A 21,583-nucleotide genomic window follows, 5' to 3' on the forward strand; every position below is an offset into this window, starting at 1 on the left:
CCGCGTGTCCCTTCCGGCACCAGCAGAAACTCGCGCGGCAGTCGTCACCGGCGCGTCGTCGGGTATTGGCGAGGCCATCGCCGTGGAATTGGCGCGGCGTGGCCATCGGCTGGTGTTGGTGGCTCGACGCACCGACCGCCTGCAAGCACTTGCCGGGAGCTTGAGTCCTGCGACGCATGTGCTACCCGCCGACTTGTCCAACCGAGACGATCGCGCCGGGCTGGTTGGCCGTATCGAGGCGCTGGGCCTGACTCCGGATATTTTGATCAACAACGCGGGCTTGACGAAGCGTTCCACGGTAGCGAAATCGGTTCCAGAACAACAACTTAACCTCGTCGAGGTCGATGTCGCCGCCGTCGTGGACCTGTGCAGCAGATTTCTACCGGGAATGGTGGAGCGAGGCCGGGGCGCCGTGCTGAACGTGTCGTCGTTGGCCGGCTTCTACCCGCTGCCCGGGCATGCCGCGTATGGCGCCGCCAAAGCATTTGTGTTGTCTTATACCGAAAGTCTGCGCAGCGAGCTGCGCGGCAGCGGTGTCGTTGCAAGCGCATTGTGTCCGGGACCGGTCGACACCGGATTTGATGTGGTAGCCGGTTTCAGCGAGGGTGAGCGCGCCGCAACGCTGCCCAGCTTCATGTGGAAGTCCGCTGACGAAGTCGCGCGCGCCGCGATCGACGGTTTGGACGCGGGTAAGTGCCGGGTGGTCCCGGGGCGGGCAAATCGGCTCGTCGCGGCGTGTTGTCGCTTTGCGCCACACGAGCAGCTGATGCCGTTGCTCGCGCGGCGCGCCCGCAAGAAACTGAATTGACGGCGTCGCAAAAACGCGCGGTATACGGATTATTGGACACTGTCGGGTTCCGGTTGAGTGGACAGATAGGCTAACGCGGTGCTCGAGGTGATCGAAAAGGGCAGCGTCAGTGAGGCGCACCCTGTACCGCTGCTCTTCGTGCACGGGGCGTGGCACGCGGCATGGTGTTGGGACGAGAATTTCCTCAGCTATTTTGCCGACAAAGGTTACCGCGCAGTGGCGTTGAGCTTCCGCGGTCATGGCGAGAGCCCGAGTGACAAGCCGTTGCGGGTCTGTTCGGTTGCCGACTATATCGACGACGTTCGCTCGGTTGCTGAGCGGCTGCCCAGCCGGCCGGTGATCATCGGTCACTCGATGGGCGGTCTGATTGTTCAGAAGTATCTGGAGCGCTACGACGCCCCGGCCGGTGTTTTGATGACGTCCATCCCGCCACAGGGAAACCTCGGCAATGCTCTACGCTGGATCCGGCAAAGCCCATCGGATTTCGCCAAGATGACGATCACCGGTAAAGCGTTGCCGTACATCACCCCGCCGCGATTGGCTCGCGAGCGATTCTTCTCGCCGCACACACCGGAAGCCGACGTTCGTAAGTACGCCGCGCGACTGCAAGAGGACAGTTCGCGGATCGGCATCGACTGTCTGCTGTTGCGCCTGCCCCGACCCAAGCGTGTTACTGCGCCGATACTGGTGCTCGGGGCCGACGAGGACGGCGCACACACCCGCAAGGAAATTCTCGCCACTGCCCGGGCCTACGGCACCGAGGCGGAGTTCTTTCCCGACATGGGACACAACATGATGCTCGAGCCCGGGTGGGCCGCCGTCGCCGAGCGAATCGACAGCTGGCTCAGCCGGCGCGGGCTTTGAGCCGCGCCGGTCAGGCGCCTTTGGCGGGTATCAACTCCAGCGGAAGGTGCTCCAGCCCGCGCATCGTCGGGTTGTCGAGGTAGCGATAGTCCCCGGCGAGACGGATCTCCTCGACCCTGGGCAGCAGTTGGGAAAACACCCGAGCGCCTTCCAGCCGGGTCAGCGGCACACCAAGGCAGTAGTGGACACCGCCGCCGAACGCGAGGTGGTCGGTTGGATTCCGGTCGAGGTCGAAGGTGTCCGGATCCTGATAGTGGCGCGGGTCGCGGTTGGCGGCGGCGAACAACAGCAGCACGCGCGCGCCGGCCGGAATCGTCTCGCCGCCGACGGGGTAGTCGCGGGTTGCGGTGCGATAGAACCCCTGCACCGGAGAGCCCATCCGCAACTGCTCCTCGACCGCGGCCGGAATCAACTCGGGGTGGGCGCGCAGCCGGGCATAAAGCTCGGGCCGCTGAGCCAGCGTCAGCAACAACCCCGACAACATATTCGTTGTCGTCTCGCTGCCGGCACCGATCAACATCGCTGCGCTCCAAAAGATCTCGTCGTCGGTGAGCACGTCGTCGGCGTCGGCGGGAGTCATCATCGAGATCAGGTCGTCACCTGGGTCGAGGCGTCGCTGCGCGATCAGCGGGTCGAGGCTGCGGCGCATGGCCGCGGTCGCGCTTCCTGAGCGCGCGGAGAGCCTCATGCCGTGCGGGGTCAACGGCGCGAAGGCCCCCGCGACCATGTCATCCGACCATGCCACGAACTGCGGCTGATCCTGCTGCGGAATGCCCAGCATCCTGGCGATCAGCCGGGTCGGCAGCGGTTTGGCGAGTTCGGTGACCGCCTCGGTGTGGCCCTGGGCGATCACGGTGTCGACGAGTTCGTCGGCGACTTCGTTGATGTTGGTCTGCCAGGCCGTCATTGCGCGCGCAGTGAAAGCGCGGGAGACGAATTTGCGCAGCCGTGTGTGCTCGGGCGGGTCGGCCGCGTTCATCGACGGCAGGTAGACGCGGAATCGGCTTTGGCTCTGCGCCGACGACAATTCCTCGTTGTCGCGCAAGGCTTTTCGCACATCGTCATAGCCGGCGATGATCCAGATGCCGCGCTTGCGGTTGTACCAGACGTTGGGCACCTCAGTGCCCGTCAGCAAGGACTGATAGCCCGGGTACGGATTGTGCATGATCTGCGCCGAGAACGGGTCGAAGTCGGTGGTGGGCGCCGTTTTCCGGCCGGTCAACGAGTAGCCGTACGAGGTGGCTTTGTCCCGTGCCACCCCGAGTGCGCCGTCGACGCCGACCTTCATCAGGCTGGTACGGAATCGCAGCCGGCGGGCCAACGTCATCTGGCCGAACCCCCTCGTCAAGACCTGCTGGCTGATAGCCAGTTGCCGCGGAAAGCGTAACTCACGACGCTTACGCGTTCAGATGTCTGCAGGGCCGATCGCAGCGGGCGCGCCTGCACCCGCGTGCGACCGATACGAATGTCAGTCCTTCGTGAGATGGTATGCGCGGTAGTCGATTTCGCCGCGTTCCAGGTCGTTGTAGAACCATGAACCGTCGACCACGGCGAATTCGCGGCCGAACTTGCGCAGAAAGGCCGGCAGGCGAGTGTTGATGATCTCGTTCGAACGGGCCGAGTTCTTCTTGAGGCCGCGCAGCACCTCCTGGTTAATGACCCGCGACGAGACCTGCCGCAGACCCGAGTTCGCCAGGTCCGACTCCCACGACGGAAAATTGTCGCGGTTGCGGAAGTCCACGTGGAGGAAGTGCCCGCCCGGGCGCAGCACCCGCTTGACCTCGCTGAGGAAGCGGTCGAAGTGCGGGTAGATGTGTGAGGCCTCGACGTTGACCACCGCGTCAAAGGATTCGTCCGGGAACGGCAGGTTCTCGGCGTCGCCGTGCACGAAGTCCAGGCCCGGCACCTTGTGTCGCTCCTTGCAGAATTCGACTCCGGCCGCGTTGAAGTCGAGACCGGTGTAGGAGGCCGGCTTCAGCGTGCGGGACAGATAAGAGGCACCACCGCCGTGGCCGGAGCTGCACTCCAAGACCTTCTTGCCGGCGAGGTCGACGCCGTCCTGGGTCGCGGTCTGATGGTAGAGCTGGATGCTGTACCGGTTGGGCTCGTCGGCCGGGTCGAGCGGCAGCCCGAGTGGCGGGTCCTCCTCGTAGCCCCAGTTCAGGAACTGAACATCGTCTTGCTGGTTCAGCCGCTTGGTCATCAGGGGGTACCAATAGCGGAAGAGTTTTTTGTACGTCGCGGTCGACCCGATGCGGTAGACGAGACTTGCGCCGACGTTGTCCAATGAAGGGCTACGAACCATGCAGGAAGTATCGCATAAGGCCACGTGTGCTTGTTGTGGCATGCCTGTTTCCATGCGATGCGAACGGTTGCGCCGCTCGTCAATTCGCGAATTAGACGGCATGCCAACAAAAGGTGACCTTGTAATCACCTGATGTGTTGTGCGGCAGGGGATTTAGGCTGCGTTTGCCGGGCTCGGCAGGTTCGCGCGTTGCGGCTCACTGCGATACCGCGACGCGGGACCGTTGATTTTGCACATACGCCACATCATCAGCGCGAGGGGATTCATCAACCCCAGTTCGTCACACAGCATTCGGACATCGCCGAACATGTTGCGCAGCGTCTGGCGCGAGTCCGGTGCGCCGGAATAAAGCTCCCTGCGAACCGATCGCGGGATGTCGAACTGCCGGAAGAAGCGGCGCGGTGGCACGACCATTGCCTGCCCCAGCATCCGCATCACCATAGGCGCATACAGCGATAACCAGAATCGGGTGAACCACGCCAGACGCGGCACACGCCGGTGCAGGTATTCATGCGCGAACGAGATGTGGCGGGCCTCTTCGGCGACGTGAATCGCTATCAGGTCCTGCATGATCGGGTGGACCGACCGCGGCTCGGGCTCCCGCAACAGATTCGTCTGCAAGTAGTCGAAGGGCACTTCACCGGCCAATACCCCGAAGAAAAAGGCATTCGGGAACGGGCCCGCGTAGAACGGGACGAGCGGCGACAGCATGCGCAGCCAACGTGGCATGCCCGGAACGTCAACGCCGATGCGGTTGACGATCTCTTGGAACATCAGGCTGTGGCTGCATTCCTCGATGGATTCGTGCACGCAGTATCGGTATTCGGGTGAACCGTTCGGCACCCAGAACGCGTAGTGCAGCAGGCCGCGAACCAGAATGCCCTCGAACTGCGTACCGACCTTGGCCATGTTGGCCTGACGCCACATACCGATCGCAACCCGCTTCTCCAGCGGTTGGGACTGGTACCACGGGTGGCTTCCCAACGGATCTGACGTCGACAGCACCCAGCGCGGGTCGTTCTTGGTGACCGTGAATACCGGCGCTTCCCAGTCGACGTCGGTGTATGGATTGAAGTGCCGAACGGAAGCTTCGGAGAGACTCGTCAGGGTGGCGGCGTAGTCGGTGTCGGCGCTGACATCCATATTGCGTTTCAACCGCTTGACGGTCCGGTTCAGAGCAAACAGGACCAGCAGGCTCACCGAGAGGACGGCGCCCAGCACGAAGAGGATATTGCCCAGTGCGACCGGCAAACCGAGGCCTCCCTCCGGCTCAGCTCAGCATGCAACGTTTCTGCACATGCGTTCCACGGGCACAGTTGCGTCCGAAGCTTACCGGGTAAGAGTGAAAGGCCTGGAACGGAACGGCCTCATTCTCATGACTATCTCTACGCCCCGGCTGACTTGAGATCAGCGTTATTTGTGCCCCTCGAACAGCCAATTTCCATTAGACAGTACACACGCGCTGACCGTTATTTGGCCGTTCGGGTCTTAGGCTACGGGATCAACCCCGTGATATTGAGCAGGGTGCCCTCGATGGCGTCGGCGATCGGACCCAAACCCAGGAAGACCGCGAACGGGACCAGCGCGACGTCCGCCGCGATCGGGTCACCGATCGCGGCGATCAGATTGCCGGCCTCGAGCTGATCCAGGAAGACGCTCACGTCGAACGAGGGCAGCGAGGTCGTCAACGCGTTGACGGTGTCGGCAATCGGCAACAACGCCGCGTAATCAGCCGACAGGGTGGCGCTCAGGTCATTGATGATGTCGGCCGGTGGCGAGAGCAGGGTCGCATCGGACAGCGGGAAACTACCGCCCAGCAGCGCCTGGGTGAGCTCCTGCGACGTCGGTTGCAGGGTGTCGATGAGCCCAGACGTGAAGGCGGCGTCTACCAGTGGCGCCAACGTCGGATCGTCCAGCAATGACGGGATTTGGTAGTTGTCCGGATTCTCCAGGTCCGCGATCGCAGCCTGGATGCCTTGCGGCACGCCGTTCACCAGCGCAGTGCCAACGTCCTGCCAGTTGATGTCCGTCGGGAACAGCTCGAACGGGGTCGGCACGTTCGCCGGGCCCTGGCTCCAACCATCGGTGATGCTGCCGTACCCCAGATCGACCAGCACCTTCATGTCCGGTTGCAGCAGATCTGCCAGCGGGTTTCCCACGATTGGAATCAGCCGTAGCGGATCCAGCAGCGGAAGGTCGTCAACGGGAATCATGTAGTAGTTGGTGAGGGTGTCGCCCACCGTGTCCAGGGGCACAGCATTCCGAATCTGATCGGAGTCCAGACCCAGGTAGGTGAGGTGCTCGTAGATCATCCCCGCAAACGCGTTGAGGTCGGCGATCGGATTGATCGGGTACTGCGGGAAATCGGCGAAGCCGTCGTATTCGAGCGTGTAAATGTCGGTCGGGTAGAGATCGGCCGGAGTCGGGTCGCCGAACGTGATGCCGAAGCTCGGGACCGAAAGGTCGCTGCCGGGAGGGTCGAAGCGCTCCACCAACCCGCCGTCTGGAGCGGCGGTGTCGCCGACCAGTACGAAATGCACGTCGTCGCTGGGGACACCTTGGCTTTCGAGTTGCTGCATCGTCATCGACGAGAACGCGGAGCTCTGCGAGTAGCCGAACACCACCACGGGGTTGTCGGCGTCGACCTTCCCGGTGGCGATCTGACCCAGGATCGCGGCGTCCAGGATCTTCGATCCCTGGGCTTCGGAAGTGTCGGCGGTCAGGCTGTTGACACCGGTGGTGGGGTAGAAGCCCTCCGGCGTGTCGAGGGCCTGCGGCGATCCGGTGAAGCCGCGCGGCGCGAGATACAAGGTGTCAGCGGCGTCCACGTATCTTTCCGGCGGCAGAGGGATGCCGCTGCCGCCGATGACCAGCGCCGCCCCGTCGCCGAGTAACGAATCCGCGGAGTCGACGAGCCGTATGTCACGGGTTTGGATCAGGTGCGCGGGTGAGGTCTCCGCAGGAGCCGCGACGAGACCTCCCACTGCGATCGCGCACACGACGCTGACGTGGCAACGACGGCGGAGGCAACGCATGTGAGTCCTTCGAAATCTCCGAGCTGATTTCGGGACCGTACTCGAAACACCCCAATACTGTTGGACATTGATCTAATTGACGGTCGTCCAGCGCCCGAAGGCCAGCGTGCGCCGCCCGAGTCACTCTCGGCGTCGTTTCACCGTTGGTGGGGCAGCAGGTACCGTTTAGTTCTTATGGGCGAGCAGCAATTCGATGTGATCATCGTGGGGGCGGGTTTCGGCGGAATCGGCGCCGCGATCCAGCTGAGCAGCCTTGGCTACGAGAACATCGTGATTCTCGACCGTGAAGACGATCTGGGTGGAACGTGGCACGTCAACCATTACCCCGGTCTGTCGGTCGATCAGCCGTCACCCACGTTCTCCTACCGGTTCGAGCCGAACCCCTACTGGTCCCGGATGTATGCGCCGGGCGCTGAGCTCAAGCACTACGCCGTGCACGTGGCCGAGAAATACAACGTGCGCCGTTTCATGCGGTTCAACACCACCGTCGAGGGTGCCAGGTGGGACGAGGACGCCCAGGTGTGGCGGGTTGCGCTGGCCGGCGGCGAGACCCTGAGCACGCAGTTCCTGATCGCCGCAACCGGCTTCCTGTGCCAGCCGAAGATGCCGGACATTGCCGGTATCGAAACGTTCGGCGGGCGCATCATTCACACCGCCGCCTGGGATGACGACTTCTCGCTCACCGGCCGTCGGGCCGCGGTGATCGGAACCGGCTCCACCGGTGTGCAAGTCGTTCCGGAGTTGGCGAAGGAAGTCGCCGAGTTGACGGTGTATCAACGCACACCGATCTGGGTGCTGCCGAAGTTCGACGTCAAGTTCTTCCCTGCGGTGCAACGAGTTTTCGCGCGATTCCCGGCAACCCAGCGCCTGCTGCGCTGGTACACCGACGCCATTCTGGAATTCTCCATGGTCATCACGATGTGGAAGTACCGGTACTTCAAGGTTTTCAACAAAGCCATCTCGCAGTTCTCGAGGCTGTACCGGCTGCTGCTGGTGCGCAACCGGGAACTGTCACGAAAACTGGATCCCGACTTCGACTTCGGTTGCAAGCGGCCCACCATCTCCAACGACTTCTACCGGGCGTTCACCAAATCCCATGTGCATCTGGAGACCAACGGCATCGACCGGATCGAACCCGACGGCATCGTCGCCAACGACGGCACCAAGCGCCTGATCGACACCCTGGTTCTGGCAACCGGATTCGACGTCTGGGAGGCCAATCTGCCCGCGATCGAGGTGATCGGACGGGACGGCAAGAATCTCGGAAAGTGGTGGCGGGAAACCCAATTCCAGGCCTACGAAGGTATCTCGATGCCCGGCTTTCCGAACTTCCTGTCGATGGCCAGCCCGTACGCTTGGGTGGGTTTGTCCTGGTTCAACACCGTGGAATACCAGATGCGCCACATGGAACGGCTGTTCGGTGAAATTCAGCAGCGCGGCGCCCACACCTTCGAGGTCACCGAAGACGCCAACGCCCGCTTCCTCCAACGGATGACGACGCTGATGAAAGACTCCGCGTTCGAGCTCGGCAACTGCGTGACTTCCCGGTCCTACTGGTTCAGGAACCACACCGGTAAAGGCGAAGCGCCACTGTTCCGTCCGACATCGGTGCGTAGTGCCGTGAAGGAGCAAGAGACGTTCCCGATGTCTGACTACGCAATAGTCTGACGCTTCGTGATTGACGCCGCCTTAATCCTTGACGAAGCTATACATCCGGTACGAGTTCCGCCCCCGTTGTAGTTCGCGGTATATCACCGTGCCTGGCACACCGGCGAACAACCGGCCGAAGGGGCGGAACAACGCGGGCAGATGGCTGATCAGTTCAAGAGACCGCTCCGAATTCATCTCCAACCCGCGCAGAACCTCCGGATTGATGACGCGTTCGGAAAGCGGCCGCATCGGAGCATCGGCCAGTGCTGCCTCCCATTCCGGAATTTCCTGGTGGCCGCGAAGATCGGTGTAAAGGAAATTTCCTCCCGGGCGCAGCACGCGCGCGACTTCGGCGAGGAAGCGGTCAAACCGAGGGTAGGCGTGCGAGGCTTCGACATTTAACACGGCATCGAAAGATTCGTCCGGGAACGGCAGGCTTTCAGCATCGCCGTGCACGAAATCGAGACCCGGCAGCTGGTGCCTCTCTTGGCAGAATGCGATGCCGTCCGGGTTGAAATCCAGCCCGGTGTAGGAAGCGGGACGTAACGTTCGCATCAGGTAGGAAGCTCCGCCACCGTGACCACAACTGACTTCCAGCACCTTCTTGCCGCTGAGGTGGACCTGCGTGGCGGTCTGGTGATAGAGCTGGATGCTGAACCGGTTCCGCTCGTCGGACTCGTCGAGTGGTAGACCCATCGGTGGATCTTCCTCGTAGCCGTAGTTGAGGAAGGTGACGTCCTCCTGATGGAGTCCGAGTCGGCGGCTAAGGAAGGGGTACCAATACTTGCTTATCAGTTTTTTGGATATCCGAGTGGTGCCAATAGGCTTGACGCGAGGCTTATGAGTGGCCGGCATAACCGGGGAGTATGCCAGGAAGCAGATCACGGCGCGGGTCTTCACCAATCTCGCTGCGCCAGCACGCTGCTGGTGCAGGCGCGCGGGGTGCCGTGGCTGAGTAAACCCGGACGTCAACCGCCGTGGTTGGCTACCGAGACCGAACCGGCATCACTCGACGCGGAGCTCGTTCGCCGGTAAACGATGGCGCGCCCGCCCCGAGCCGGCACCCATGCCACACCACGGTTGTGCCGCCGTTCGCCCGGCGAATCGGTTGGCGCGAAACGGAATTCCCTCAACAGTGTGCGCAGAGTGACATCCATCTCCATGTGCGCGAAAGACGCACCGGGGCAGCGGTGTACGCCCCCACCGAAGGGGATCCATCTGAAGGCCGGCGGGCTGGCACCGACGAAACGGTCCGGGTCAAATGCCGTCGGGCAAGCAAAGTTCTCCTCTGACGTGTGAGCCAATTCGTTATACACAATGATTGTGGTCCCCTCCGGAAGGACCCACTCTCCCAATCGAACTCGTTTCTTGGTGCGGCGCACCGCGCCGTCGATGGAGGGCCGAGTACGCAGGGCTTCGCAGATCGTTGCATGGCGCAATTGAGATCCGCCGGCGTCGACTTCGTCGGTCAGTCGCGACAAAAGCTGTGGATGGCGGCGTAGCCGTTCGATCGCAAAGGCCAATTCTGAGGCGGTTGTCTCATGACCGGCGCCGACGTAGGTCAGCACCTCATCGCCAATGTGCTGATCCGATATCGGCTCACCGTTCTCGTAGCGGGCCTGCACCAGCAGCGCGAGTACGTCGCTGCGCGTTTCCAAAGCAGGGTCGCTTCGCGCATCGGCGATGAGCGAGTCGATGATGGCGCCGAACCGGCGCTGATAATTCTCAAACCGCCCACCGGGACTCCACCGGCCGAAGTCACGCCGCGCAACCGGCGGCAGCATGACCATGCGGGAGCCAAAGGTCACCATTGCTGGCAGCAGAGCGCGAAGTTCGTCAAGTGCGGCGCCCTCGGCGCCGAAGACAACACGCAGGATCGCATTGAGGGTGAGGCGCAGCATCGGCTCCAGCGTTTCGAACTCGCGGCCCTCAGGCCAATTTGCGATTTCGCACATCACCTCTTCTTCGACGATGTGCTCGTAGCTCCTCAGCCGCTTCCCTTGAAACGCTGGGGTCAGCAATTTGCGGCGGGTCAGGTGTTCGTCGCCGCGAAGGTTGAACGTCGAGCCGGGGCCGAAGATGAGGAGATCGATCGGGCGCTCGATCAGGTCGAAGCCGGTAGTGAACAGGTCCTTGAGCAGTGCTCGGTCGCTGACTACGACTGCCTGGCCCAGAACTGGCAATCTGACGGTGAACGGGGTGCCCCAGCGTCGGTACAGAGCGCCAAACATGTGATGTTTTGCTGGCCCGAACCCGATGCCCTGGATAAGCTTCGGTAGGCGGAGCCTCGGCGGTAGCCGAACTGGCTCCGTTGTCGCCACTGCCATCTCGTCGCCCCCAGGCTGGTATTCGACCGCGTCTCGCGGCCCGCCCAAGGTATCCGAGGTCACCGCGACCTCGGAGAAGTTTGCGCGAAATTCCTACCAGCGGACCTGTTTGGCCCTGGCCGGGACCAGCGGCGCGGCTGCCCAGCCCAGACGGTGTCTGGCGTGGCAGAACATCGAGCCGTATTGGTCGCCACCTGCCCTCAGCCACGGCTGGCGATGGGCTGCTCGGAAGGGTGTCTGCAACTCAGTGACATCGGTGCGGAGATAAATGCCGATTTGGTCGTTGTCGACGATGAGCCGTCTCGGATCGGGCCGATTCCCGTTGCGGGACCGCGCGATAGCCTGACCGCCGGTCAGTCTTTGGTGAAGTGGTAGATCCGGTATTCGGCGCCGCCACTCTCAATCACGTTGTAGATCCCGGTACCCGGCACGCCGGCGAAGTGGCGGCCGAACGGCCGGAACCACTTCGGCAGCTGCGCGCTGATCAGGTCCAGCTTGTGCTGTGCGCTGGCATCCAGCGAGCGGATCACGCCGTCGTTGATGACCCGCATGGACACCTGGCGCAGCGGCATCGCGTTCAGAGCGCCCTCCCACACTGGGAATTCGGGACGGCCACGGAAGTCGGCGTAGAGCAGGCTGCCGCCCGGCTTCAGCACGCGCGTGACCTCGGACAGGAACTTCGACAGGTTCGGATAGGCGTGCGAGGCTTCGACATTCACGATCGCGTCGAAGGTGTTGTTCGGGAACGGCAAGTCTTCGGCGTTGCCGTGCACGAAGTTCAGGCCGGGCAGCTTGTGGTGCTCGGTGCAGTAGGCGACGCCGTCCGGGTTGTAGTCCAGCCCGGTGTACTCGGCCGGCTTGAAGGTGCGCACGATGTACGACGCGCCGCCGCCGTGGCCGCAGCTGCACTCCAACACCTTCTTGCCGGCGAGGTCGATCTGAGAAGCGACCTGGTTGTACAGGTTGATCGAGTATCGGTTGGCCGCGTCGTTTTCGTCCAGCGGAAGGTTCAGCGGCGGGTCGGCCTCGTAGCCGTAGTTGAGGAAGGTGACGTCCTCGGTGTTGAGCCGACGGGTGAGGAACGGGTACCAGACCTTGTTCATGAAGGCCTTGTAGCCTCGGTAGCCGATGTCGGTGACGCGTTCCTTAGTCGTGGGCATGCCCGGAAGTATGCCAGGCGAGCGCTGGAGTCAGCTGCTGTGGTCGGCGACCGACACGGAGTCGCGATCACTCGGCACGACGTGCGTCCGCCGGTAGACCACCGCGCGTGCGCCCTTGCCCGGAGCAATCGCCACACCGCGGAAGTTTCGGCTTTCGTCAGGCGCATCGGTTGGCGTGAAGCGGAATTCGCGAAACAGGGTCCTGAGCGTGACATCCATCTCCATATGCGCGAACGACGCTCCGACGCAACGGTTTATGCCGCCGCCAAACGGCACCCAGCGGAACGACGGCGGCGGGTTTCCGACGAAGCGGTCCGGGTTGAACGCTTCCGGGTCGGTGTAGTTGACGTCCGACTCGTGCGCGAGTTGAAAATCGATCATTACACCGGTGTCTTCGGGAAGAACCCACTCGCCCAACCGGACTCTGGCCTTCGTCGTGCGCAGCGAGGCTGCGATTGTCGGCCGGACGCGTTGTATTTCGTAGATGGTCGCCTGCCGCAGGTCGGATCCGCCGGCGTCTACTTCCTCGGCAAGCCGCTTCATCACCTCGGGGTGGCGGCGTAACCGTTCGACGGCCCACGCCAATTGCGAGGCGGTCGTTTCATGGCCGGCGGCTACCAATGTCAGGAGTTCGTCGGCGATGTGGGGATCTGAAATCGGTTGGCCGTCTTCATAGCGGGCCTGCAACAGCAGTGCGAGCATGTCGGTGCGACCGTCGAGTGACGACTCGGCGCGCGCCTCGGCGATGAGTTCGTCGATCACCGCGTCGAAACGTCGCCGATAGCCTGCCAACTTGCCGCCCGGGCTCCACCGACCGTATTCGCGTCGCACGACAGGCGGCATCCGCTGCAGCAGCGAGCCCAGGGTGATCAACGGCGGTATCACGATTCGAAGTTCGTCCAGCGCGTCGGCGCGCTCGCCGAACGTGGCCCGCATGATCGCGTTGAGCGTCAGCCGGGTCATGGTCTCCAGCGTCTCGAATTCTTGGCCCTCCGGCCAGTTCGCGGTTTCGCGCAGTACCTCGTCTTCGACGATGCTCTCGTAGTTCTTAACTCGCTTGCCAGAGAAGTTGGGCAGCACCAGCTTTCGCCGCTCTGAGTGCTCCTTGCCGAGCAGGCTGAACGTCGATCCGGGCCCGAAAGCCTGGCCGAGAACCTTGGTCGGACGTTCGATCAGATCGAAGCTGGTGCTGTATACGTCTTTGACGATCTCGCGGTCGTGGAGGACGACCATCTTGCCGAAGATCGGCAGGCTGATAGTGAACGGGCCGCCATAATGCCTGCTCAGCCGCGGCACGACCGAATACTGCAGCGAGGTCAGGAGCAGCACGCTCTGGACGATCTTCGGCAACGGCAGCGCAGGCGGCAGCCGTACCGGGTCGGTCGTCGCCGTTGCCATGCGTCCCCCTTTCTCGTTCTCTGGCAGCAGTATTCAGCGCGCCGTCGCGGTTTTCAGTCTTTGGTGAACAAATACACGCGGTAGGTGTACTCACCGCCGCGCAGTGCGCCGTTGAATGCCCAGTCGGTCATGTCGCTGGCGTAGCGGGCGAAGGTACGGGTGATCGCCGCGCCGTGCTGGCTGATCCGCTCGTGTTTGCGTGGGGCGTTCTTCTCGTTGCCGCGCAGCACATTTTGATCTATCACCGACATGGACAGCTGCCGCAGCGACGAGTTGGCCAGCTCTGCTTCCCACTCGGCGACTTCGGAACGCGGACGGAAGTCGGTGTAGAGGAAGTGACCGCCCGGGCGCAGCACCCGCGCCACTTCGGACAGGAATTTCGGGACGTCAGGATAGAGGTGCGAGGCCTCGACGTTGACCAGCGCATCGAAGGATTCGTCACCGAAGGGCAGAGCCTGCGCGTTGCCCTCCACGAAATCCAGGTTGGGCAGGGGGTGCCTGTTTTTAGCGAACTCGATGCCCGCGGGGTTCAAGTCCAGTCCGGTGTAGGAAGCCGGGCGCTGAGTGCGCACCAGATACGAGGCCCCGCCGCCATGCCCGCAGCTGCACTCCAGTACGCGCTTTCCGCTCAGGTCCACCTGGGTCGCCGTGCGGTGATAGAGCTGGATGAAGTACCGGTGTGGTTCGTCGGCCGCGTCGAGCGGAATACCCATCGGTGGGTCTTCTTCGTATCCGTAGTTGAAGAACAACCAGTCATCGCCGCCGAGCAGGCGAGTCTGAGAGGCGAACCGTGTGGTGGCGAATGAGGTGAATATCAACCGAAAGACGAAGGGGTTTATCACCAGTCGATGAACTAGTGGGCTACGGGTCAGGCGGTTCGCGGTGGCCATCGCGGCAGTATGACATGCGCGTGAGCCCGCGGTGCAACGCGGCTGGAGTCGACGATCAGCGCTGCTCGGGAAAACCGCAGTGACGACGGGGGCCGGTGATTTCGAGCCGGCCGAGCCCGAAACAGCGCCGCAAGACAAGATGTCGGGACGCGTCAACAAGGAGGATCAATTCTCGTTGTCCTTGGCGATGATCAACCGGCGCCGACCGCGCGATGCGTGGCGCGTTTGCAGGATGAAAGGACAGCCCGAAAAGCGCCGAAGTTGACGGCATAACTGCAGGTGAAGACCCTACGGCAGGCCAGTGGAATTCTCAGGTAATGCATGGAAAACCCCCTGATGCGTTCTCGGGACTACGTGGTTTACTCGTCTCATTGGTCGCTCTCGCACCGGGGGTCACAGGCGTTCGGGACGGGAGAAAGGGATGGCGTTCGCTGGAGGCACGATGGCAGACATCGGCTATTTCGATGTGACCTTCGACCTGCACCGGGCCGATGTGGCGCGACTACGCTGGTCTTTGCCGACCACAACGAATGTTTCGGCCGTCATGGGTAACTTTATTGCACACAGTGACAACAAGAGCGTTGGCTGCCGGATCGTGGTGAACGGTCAGGTCGAAGCCGAGAGGATTCCGAACGACGTGAATGCCTACACGCACTGCCTGGCGAAGGGCGCATGAGCAATCACCATGCTCGTGAGGAGCGCATCCCCGGGACGTTCGTAGCGCGAACCGTCCGCCGGCTGTCGGTACCCATCATTCTCGGATGGTTGGCGATCACGGTGCTGGTGACTCTCGCAGTTCCCACGCTCGAGCAGGTCGCCCGAGATCACGCTGTATCGATGGGCGCCAAGGACGCGCCGTCGGTCAGAGCCATGGCGCGCATCGGAAAGGTGTTCAAAGAGTCGGATTCCGACGCGATGGCGATGATCGTCCTCGAGAGTGACCAACCTCTCGGTCCGGACGCTCATCGATATTACGAATCGCTCATCGGCCAGCTGAAGTCCGACCCGAAGCACGTTCAGCACATCCAGGACTTCTGGGGAGATCCGCTGACCTCGGCGGGTGCGCAGAGTGCCGACGGCAAGGCCGCTTACGTTCAGCTGAATCTTGTTGGCAATCAAGGCGAGACAAAGTCCAACAATTCCGTCGCGGCAGTGCGGAAAATAGTGGACAGCACGTCCGCACCGAAGGGCGTGAAGGCCTACGTCACCGGTCCGGCCGCGATTGCGGCCGACGGTAATACGAGCGGCGACAAGACAGTCGTGAAGATCTTGGTGACCACGGTCGTGGTGATCTTCGTGATGTTGCTCTTCGTCTATCGATCGTTCGTCACGGTGGCGCTGCTGCTGACCATGGTCGGCATCGAACTAGCCGCCGCCCGAGGCGTTGTCGCCTTCCTTGCTTTGCACGATGTCATCAAACTGTCGACCTTTGCCACCAATATCCTGGTGTCGCTGGCGATCGCGGCGGGCACCGACTACGGAATCTTTTTCATCGGGCGCTATCACGAGGCGCGCCACAACGGTGAGGATCGCACGACCGCCTATTTCACCGCCTATCGCGGTGTCGCACATGTGGTTTTGGCGTCCGGCCTGACGATCGCGGGCGCGACGTACTGCCTCAGCTTTGCCCGGCTGCCGGTCTTCCAGACCCTGGGCGCGCCCTGCGCGGTGGGCATGCTGGTCGCGGTCGCCGTGGCGCTGACTCTGATCCCGGCGGTCATCGTGGTCGGCAGCCGATTCGGTCTGCTGGAGCCCAAACGGCTGCACAGCGTCCGCGGTTGGCGGCGAGTGGGTACCGCCGTTGTGCGTTGGCCGGCACCAATTTTCGCCGCGACGTGTGCGGTCACCGTGGTCGGACTGCTCGCGCTGCCCAGTTACAAGGTGAGCTACGTCGACCGCGACTACATACCCAAGGACACACCCGGCAACGTCGGAATGGCCGCCGCGGAGCGGCATTTCTCGCAGGCGCGAATGATGCCGGAAATGTTGATGATCGAGTCCGATCACGATATGCGCAATTCAGCGGACTTCCTGGTCTTGGACAAACTGGCCAAGAGCATCTTCCGCGTCGAGGGAATCGCTCGGGTGCAAAGTATTACGCGGCCGCAGGGCACTCCGCTCGAGCACACCTCGATTCCATTTTTGCTCAGCATGCAGAATGCCGGGCAGCTGCAGAACTTGCAGGTCGCCAAGGGCCGGCTGGATGACATGTCCAAGCTGGCCGACCAGCTCGGCGGGACCATCAAATCGCTGGAGCGCGTGAACGTTCTGATGAACCAGCTGGTCGGAACGACGCATCACGTCGCCGGCCTCACCAAAGACACGGTGGCGATCACCAACGAGGTGCGCGACGACATCGCCAATTTCGACGACACCTTCCGGCCGCTGCGTAGCTACTTCTACGCGGATCCGCACTGCTACAACATCCCCATCTGCTGGGGAATCCGGTCGGCCTACAACGCCACCGACGGTGTCGACAAGCTCAGCCAAAAGCTCGGGGAGCTCAGCAAAGACGTGGACACCATCGACGCAGTGGTGCCCCAACTCGTCGCGCTGCTACCGCCGCAGATCGAGACCATGCGGAGCCTGCGGACCATGGTGCTGACCATGCACAGCACCATGTCGGGAATGTTCGACCAGGCCGACGAACTCACCGCAGACGCGACCGCCATGGGCAAGGACTTCGACGCCGCAAAGACCGACGAATCCTTCTACCTGCCGCACGAGGTCTTCTCCAACCCGGACTTCCAGCGGGTCGAGAAGCTGTTCCTGTCGCCGGACGGCAAGGCAGCGCGCTTCATCATCTCGCACAAGGGGGATCCGGCGACGGGCGAAGGCATGTCGCGCGTCGACGTCATCAAGACGGCTGCCTACGAGTCACTCAAGGGAACCGCGCTGGAGGATGCCAAGGTTTACATCGCCGGCACCGCAGCGACGTTCAAGGACTTACGGGAAGCGTCGAACTACGACTTCATGATCGCGGGTATCTCATCGCTCTGCATGATCTTCATCATCATGCTGCTCATCACCCGAAGCCTGGTGGCGGCGTTGGTGATCGTGGGAACGGTGGCGTTGTCGTTGGCTGCCTCATTCGGGATGTCCGTGCTGCTCTGGCAATACCTGATCGGAGTCAAGTTGCACTGGCTGGTGATGGTGATGTCCGTCATCATCCTGTTGGCGGTGGGCTCCGACTACAACCTGTTACTGGTCGCCCGGTTCAAGGAGGAGGTCGGTGCCGGGATCAAGACGGGCATCATCCGCGCGATGGGTGGTACCGGCAGGGTCGTGACGGCCGCGGGCCTGGTGTTCGCTTTCACCATGGCCTCGATGATGGTCAGCGACAACCGGGCCGTTGGTCAGGTGGGCACCACCATCGGTCTGGGCCTGCTGTTCGACACACTGGTGGTGCGGTCGTTCCTGATGCCGTCCATCGCGGCGATGCTGGGCCGCTGGTTCTGGTGGCCGATGAACGTCCCGTCGCGGCCGCCGCGGATCAGGCGGCAGCCCGACACGATCCACGCCGCTCACCAGCGACCGGCGGAAACCGATGTCACAGCGCCCCTGTCGACGATCGGCAACGGCACGGCGTACCACGTGTCCCGCCGCTAGTCCTGCGGCGCTCTTTAGAGACCGAGATCGACGCTAGCGAGCGGCGTACCCGCAGTTCTTCTCGCCACCGTCGATCTCGATGAAATTTTCGGAACCGGTCGCCGCTCAACCGATCAGCGGAAGGCCTCGTCGAGGATCTCCTGCTGCTCGACGGCGTGCACCTTCGACGAGCCCGACGACGGCGCCGACATGGCGCGTCGTGAAATCCGTTTGATGCCAGTCAGTTTGTCCGGGAACAGCTCGGGCAGCTCCAAGCCGAAGCGGGGCCACGCACCCTGGTTGGCCGGTTCTTCTTGCACCCAGAAGTACTGGTTGACATTCGGGTAGTGGTCCAGCGTGTCGCTGAGCCGGTGCCAGGGCAGCGGCGCAAGCTGCTCGATGCGCACGATCGCAATATCGTCCCGGTTGTCTTTCGCCTTCCGGGCAGCCAGATCGTAATAGATCTTGCCGCTGGTCAGCAGCATCCGAGTCGCCTTGCTGCGGTCACCGATGCCTTCCTCGTAGGTGGGTTCCTCGAGCACCGAGTGGAACTTGGTCTCGGTGAACTCTTTGATGTCGCTGACCGCAGCTTTGTTGCGCAGCATCGACTTTGGCGTAAAGACGATCAACGGGCGCTGGACCCCGTCGAGGGCGTGGCGGCGCAGCAAGTGGAAGTAGTTGGCCGGGGTCGACGGCACCGCGATCGTCATCGAACCCTCCGCCCACAACTGCAGGAAACGCTCGATGCGGCCGGAGGTGTGGTCGGGGCCCTGCCCTTCATGCCCGTGCGGTAGCAGCAACACCACGCTGGACAGCTGGCCCCACTTCGCCTCGCCGGAGCTGATGAACTCGTCGATGATCGACTGCGCTCCGTTGACAAAGTCGCCGAACTGTCCCTCCCACAACACCAATGCGTCCGGGTTGCCGACGGTGTAACCGTATTCGAAGCCGACGGCGGCGTACTCCGACAGCGGCGAGTCGAAGACCATGAACCTGCCGCCGGTCGGGTTGCCGTCCTTATCGACGGTCAGCAGCTGCAACGGGGTGAATTCTGCGCCGGTTTGGCGATCGATGATCACCGAGTGCCGTTGCGAGAAGGTGCCACGTCGGGTGTCCTGCCCGGACAGCCGGATCAATTTGCCTTCGGCCACAAGTGAACCCAGTGCCAGCAACTCGCCGAAGGCCCAGTCGATCTTGCCCTCGTAGGCCATCTCCCGCCGCTTCTCCAGCACTGGAATAACCCGCGGGTGGGCGGCGAATCCCTCTGGTAGCGCGAGGAATGCGTCACCGATACGGGCTAGCAATGCCTTATCCACTGCGGTGTCCAGACCGGCGGCGAGCATCTGGTTGGACTCCACCGACATGCTCGCTTGCGCGCCGTGCTTCTCGAGTTCACGAACGTCGTTGAACACCCGTTCCAGTTGGCCCTGGTAGTCGCGCAACGCGTCCTCGGCCTCTTTCATCGAGATGTCGCCACGGCCGATCAGCGCTTCGGTGTAGGTCTTGCGGACGCCGCGCTTGACGTCGACCACGTCGTACATATATGGGTTCGTCATGGACGGGTCGTCGCCCTCGTTGTGCCCGCGGCGGCGGTAGCACAACATGTCGATGATGACGTCCTTCTTGAATTTCTGCCGGAAGTCGACGGCCAACTTGGCCACCCACACACAGGCTTCCGGGTCGTCGCCGTTGACATGAAAGATCGGTGCGCCAATCATTTTCGCGACGTCGGTGCAGTACTCGCTGGATCGCGAATACTCGGGCGCGGTAGTGAAGCCGATCTGGTTGTTGACGATGATGTGGATCGTCCCGCCGACGCGGTAGCCGGGCAGTTTGGCCAGGTTCAGCGTCTCGGCGACCACACCTTGACCGGCGAAGGCGGCGTCGCCATGCAGCATCATCGGCACCACGGAGTTACCGCGTTCGCCCTCGCCCTTGTCCAGCAGGTCCTGTTTGGCCCGGACCAGACCCTCCAACACCGGGTCGACCGCCTCGAGGTGCGACGGATTCGCGGTCAGCGACACCTGAATGTCGTTGTCGCCGAACATCTGTAGGTATACGCCAGTGGCGCCGAGGTGGTATTTCACGTCACCGGAACCATGCGCCTGGGCTGGGTTGAGGTTGCCTTCGAACTCGCTGAAGATCTGGGAGTACGGCTTGCCGACGATATTGGCCAGCACGTTGAGCCGGCCGCGGTGCGGCATCGCGATGACCACTTCGTCGAGCCCATGCTCGGCGCACTGGTCGATCGCCGCGTCCATCAGTGGGATGGTGCTCTCGGCGCCCTCCAGCGAGAACCGCTTCTGCCCGACGTACTTCGTCTGCAGGAAGGTCTCGAACGCCTCCGCGGCGTTGAGCTTGCTCAGGATGTATTTCTGTTGTGCCACAGTCGGTTTGACATGTTTGGTCTCGACGCGGTCTTCCAGCCAGGCCAGCTGCTCGGGATCGAGGATATGGGTGTACTCGACGCCGATGTGACGGCAGTAGGCGTCGCGCAACAGGCCCAGGATGTCGCGAAGCTTCTTGTACTCAGAACCTGCGAAGCCGTTGACCTTGAACACCCGGTCGAGATCCCACAGGGTCAGGCCGTGAGTGATCACTTCGAGGTCGGGGTGGCTGCGGAACCTGAGTTTGTCCAACCGAAGCGGATCGATGTCGGCCATCAGATGACCGCGGTTGCGGTACGCCGCGATCAACTCCATCACGCGCGCGTTCTTGTCGACGATCGAGTCGGGGTTGTCGGTGCTCCACCGAATCGGCAAGTAGGGCACGCCCATTTCCCGGAACAGGTCGTCCCAGAAATCGTCGGCGAGGATCAGTTCGTGGATGGTGCGCAGGAAGTCACCCGATTCCGCGCCCTGGATGATGCGATGGTCGTAGGTCGAGGTCAGGGTGATCAGCTTGCCGATACCGAGTTCGGCGATGCGTTCCGGGCTGGCGCCCTGGAATTCCGCCGGGTACTCCATCGCGCCGACGCCGACGATCGTTCCCTGGCCTGCCATCAGCCGCGGCACCGAGTGGACGGTGCCGATGGTGCCCGGGTTGGTCAGCGAAATCGTCACGCCGGCAAAGTCTTCGGCGGCGAGCTTGCCGTCGCGGGCTCGCCGGACGATGTCCTCGTAGGCCGCGACGAACTGCGCGAAACTCATGGTTTCGCAACGCTTGATAGCCGCGACGACCAATGTCCGTTTGCCGTCCTTGCCCTGCAAGTCGATGGCGAGACCGAGGTTGATGTGAGCGGGCGTGACCGAGGTGGGCTTGCCGTCGACTTCGGCGTAGTGCCGGTTCATGTTCGGGAAGGCCTTGAGTGCCTGCACTAGCGCGTAGCCCAAGATGTGGGTGAACGAAACCTTTCCGCCGCGAGTGCGTTTGAGCTGATTGTTGATCACCACGCGGTTGTCGATCATCAGCTTGGCGGGGATCGCGCGCACGCTGGTCGCTGTCGGAAGTTCCAGCGACATCGACATGTTCTTCACGACTGCGGCGGCCGCACCCCGCAACACCTGGACCTCGTCGCCGTCGCCGGGTGGCGGGCCGGCCGGCTTGGCAGTGGGTGCC

15 protein-coding genes are annotated in these 21,583 nt (G+C 62.7%); 5 read left to right on the plus strand and 10 right to left on the minus strand.

Annotated features, from left to right (window positions below; genetic code table 11):
* Nucleotides 1-4 precede the first annotated feature (4 nt).
* On the plus strand, nucleotides 5-808 hold the full coding sequence (locus tag WAN02_RS18025; protein WP_422265624.1) for an SDR family NAD(P)-dependent oxidoreductase: 804 nt from the start codon (nucleotides 5-7) through the stop codon (nucleotides 806-808).
* Nucleotides 809-886: 78 nt separating this feature from the next.
* A complete protein-coding gene (locus WAN02_RS18030) occupies nucleotides 887-1,672 on the plus strand; it encodes an alpha/beta hydrolase (protein ID WP_422265613.1) in 786 nt (261 codons plus the stop codon).
* A gap of 10 nt (nucleotides 1,673-1,682) precedes the next feature.
* On the opposite strand, the gene WAN02_RS18035 is transcribed toward WAN02_RS18030, so the two are convergent.
* The 4 genes from WAN02_RS18035 to WAN02_RS18050 all read right to left on the minus strand — a co-directional run bounded on the left by WAN02_RS18035 (nucleotide 1,683) and on the right by WAN02_RS18050 (nucleotide 7,012).
* A complete protein-coding gene (locus WAN02_RS18035) occupies nucleotides 1,683-3,020 on the minus strand; it encodes a cytochrome P450 (protein ID WP_422265614.1) in 1,338 nt (445 codons plus the stop codon).
* Nucleotides 3,021-3,140: 120 nt separating this feature from the next.
* Nucleotides 3,141-3,977 carry a phthiotriol/phenolphthiotriol dimycocerosates methyltransferase gene (locus tag WAN02_RS18040; protein ID WP_422265615.1) on the minus strand — a complete coding sequence of 279 codons (837 nt, stop codon included), beginning with the start codon at nucleotides 3,975-3,977 and terminating at the stop codon, nucleotides 3,141-3,143.
* A gap of 153 nt (nucleotides 3,978-4,130) precedes the next feature.
* Complete coding sequence (locus WAN02_RS18045; protein ID WP_422265625.1) at nucleotides 4,131-5,120, minus strand: AurF N-oxygenase family protein; 990 nt, start codon at nucleotides 5,118-5,120, stop codon at nucleotides 4,131-4,133.
* Between the two features lie 350 nt (nucleotides 5,121-5,470).
* Nucleotides 5,471-7,012: a PE-PPE domain-containing protein gene (locus WAN02_RS18050; protein WP_422265616.1), complete on the minus strand. Its 1,542-nt coding sequence runs from the start codon at nucleotides 7,010-7,012 to the stop codon at nucleotides 5,471-5,473.
* A gap of 174 nt (nucleotides 7,013-7,186) precedes the next feature.
* Between WAN02_RS18050 and WAN02_RS18055 the strand changes: the two genes are divergently transcribed.
* Nucleotides 7,187-8,680, plus strand: coding sequence for a flavin-containing monooxygenase (locus WAN02_RS18055; protein WP_422265617.1), 1,494 nt, complete (start codon nucleotides 7,187-7,189; stop codon nucleotides 8,678-8,680).
* Between the two features lie 21 nt (nucleotides 8,681-8,701).
* Here WAN02_RS18055 and WAN02_RS18060 read toward each other — a convergent pair whose 3' ends face one another.
* From WAN02_RS18060 to WAN02_RS18080, 5 genes are all read right to left on the minus strand, one after another.
* Nucleotides 8,702-9,517 carry a phthiotriol/phenolphthiotriol dimycocerosates methyltransferase gene (locus tag WAN02_RS18060; protein WP_422265626.1) on the minus strand — a complete coding sequence of 272 codons (816 nt, stop codon included), beginning with the start codon at nucleotides 9,515-9,517 and terminating at the stop codon, nucleotides 8,702-8,704.
* 113 nt (nucleotides 9,518-9,630) lie between these two features.
* Entirely contained in the window at nucleotides 9,631-10,989 is a 1,359-nt protein-coding gene (locus WAN02_RS18065; RefSeq protein ID WP_422265627.1) for a cytochrome P450, read from the minus strand.
* Nucleotides 10,990-11,342: 353 nt separating this feature from the next.
* Nucleotides 11,343-12,149 (minus strand): phthiotriol/phenolphthiotriol dimycocerosates methyltransferase, encoded by an 807-nt coding sequence (locus WAN02_RS18070; protein WP_422265618.1) that lies wholly within the window; start codon nucleotides 12,147-12,149, stop codon nucleotides 11,343-11,345.
* A gap of 30 nt (nucleotides 12,150-12,179) precedes the next feature.
* On the minus strand, nucleotides 12,180-13,547 hold the full coding sequence (locus WAN02_RS18075; RefSeq protein WP_422265619.1) for a cytochrome P450: 1,368 nt from the start codon (nucleotides 13,545-13,547) through the stop codon (nucleotides 12,180-12,182).
* 53 nt (nucleotides 13,548-13,600) lie between these two features.
* A complete protein-coding gene (locus WAN02_RS18080) occupies nucleotides 13,601-14,437 on the minus strand; it encodes a phthiotriol/phenolphthiotriol dimycocerosates methyltransferase (protein ID WP_422265620.1) in 837 nt (278 codons plus the stop codon).
* A 442-nt stretch (nucleotides 14,438-14,879) separates the two neighbouring features.
* Between WAN02_RS18080 and WAN02_RS18085 the strand changes: the two genes are divergently transcribed.
* Entirely contained in the window at nucleotides 14,880-15,113 is a 234-nt protein-coding gene (locus WAN02_RS18085) for an MmpS family transport accessory protein (protein WP_422265621.1), read from the plus strand.
* Nucleotides 15,110-18,046, plus strand: coding sequence for an RND family transporter (locus WAN02_RS18090; RefSeq protein ID WP_422265622.1), 2,937 nt, complete (start codon nucleotides 15,110-15,112; stop codon nucleotides 18,044-18,046). Before WAN02_RS18085 ends, WAN02_RS18090 begins: the two co-directional genes overlap by 4 nt.
* Before the next feature lie 113 nt (nucleotides 18,047-18,159).
* On the opposite strand, the gene WAN02_RS18095 is transcribed toward WAN02_RS18090, so the two are convergent.
* A partial coding sequence (locus tag WAN02_RS18095; protein ID WP_422265623.1) for a multifunctional oxoglutarate decarboxylase/oxoglutarate dehydrogenase thiamine pyrophosphate-binding subunit/dihydrolipoyllysine-residue succinyltransferase subunit occupies nucleotides 18,160-21,583 on the minus strand: 3,424 nt, incomplete at its 5' end.

Origin of the sequence: Mycobacterium sp. (assembly GCF_049281135.1) — a bacterium.
Lineage (GTDB): Bacteria > Actinomycetota > Actinomycetes > Mycobacteriales > Mycobacteriaceae > Mycobacterium.